Origin of the sequence: Microcoleus sp. A2-C3 (assembly GCF_036706065.1) — a bacterium.
Classification (GTDB): Bacteria; Cyanobacteriota; Cyanobacteriia; order Cyanobacteriales; family Microcoleaceae; genus Microcoleus.
This window is the reverse complement of the sequence record NZ_JAUBVX010000133.1, coordinates 1-1,146: the sequence shown is the minus strand read 5'-3', so window position 1 is coordinate 1,146 and position 1,146 is coordinate 1. Positions and strand designations below refer to the sequence as shown.

Annotated in this window: 2 protein-coding genes; both read left to right on the top strand. The window is 39.4% G+C overall.

Annotated elements, in window-relative coordinates:
* Nucleotides 1-76: 76 nt before the first annotated feature.
* Complete coding sequence (locus tag QUB66_RS29675; protein ID WP_265239665.1) at nucleotides 77-367, top strand: hypothetical protein; 291 nt, start codon at nucleotides 77-79, stop codon at nucleotides 365-367.
* Nucleotides 368-493: 126 nt separating this feature from the next.
* Nucleotides 494-1,087, top strand: coding sequence for a hypothetical protein (locus QUB66_RS29670; protein ID WP_332970810.1), 594 nt, complete (start codon nucleotides 494-496; stop codon nucleotides 1,085-1,087).
* The last annotated feature ends 59 nt before the right edge of the window (nucleotides 1,088-1,146 follow it).

Genomic DNA, 1,146 nt, shown 5'->3' with positions numbered 1-1,146 from the left:
TACAAAAGAACATAAATTTGATTTCCCCAAAATCCATCAGTACACCTATACATAGAAAATGATTTAGGATTGCTATATGAGTATCCTATCGCGTGTAGCCTCTTCTGCCTATTTGGCAGCGCCTGAATTGCTTGGGCTGATTGTGTTGAAACAAGTTAATTTATCAATCAAATATGGAAATACTTCTGTCTCTTCCTATGCCTATGCTGCTTACGGACTCATTCTTTCTGGGGAAGCTGTAGGAGACATTGAGGCTGGCTATCAATTTGGTCAACTGGCTCTTAAGCTGGTCGATAAGTTTAATGACAAAAAATTCCAAGCTCGGATAATTTTTATGGTTAATTACTTTATCAAGCACTGGAAATAACATCTGAGAGAAACCTTAAATCCTTTGCGGGATGCTTACTCGCTCGCTTTAGAAACTGGAGACTTAGAATATGCGGCTTATTCAGCTTGCGTATACTGTTACCATTCCTATGTATTGGGCAAGGAATTGGCAACAGTCGAGGGAGAGATGGCAATGTATAGTAATGCTCTGGGCCAACTCAAGCTAGAAACATCATATTACTATAACGAACTCAATCGACAGGTTGTATTGAACTTAATGGGGCAATCTGAAGATAGGTGTCTTTTAATCGGTAACAGCTATGATGAAATAAAAATGTTACCTCTGCATCTAGAGGCAAATGCTGAAAATATTTGTCGCTCCCTCTATTTTCACAAGTTAGTTCTCTGCTATCTTTTTCAAGATTATGAACAAGCTCTGTCCAATGCTAAGTCAGCAGATAAATATAGCGATAGTGCTGTAGGAACGATTCCTCTTTACCATTTCTACCATTCTTTAGTCCATCTTGCTATTTATTCTGATACACCAAAATTCGAACAAAAACTCATCCTCGCAAAGGTGAAAGCTAACCGAAAAAAACTCAAAAAATGGGCGCAGTCTGCTCCGATGACTCACCTCCATAAATTATATCTAGTGGAAGCAGAGCAACATCGAGTTTTGGGTGAAAATGCTCAGGCGATTGAGTGCTACGATCGCGCTATTAATTTAGCTAAAGAACATGAGTCAATACTTCTCGGTTAAGGTCTAAGCGGTACTGAGAATAGAAAAATGAAGCTCCTGGCGCTGAGTACCAGTACCTC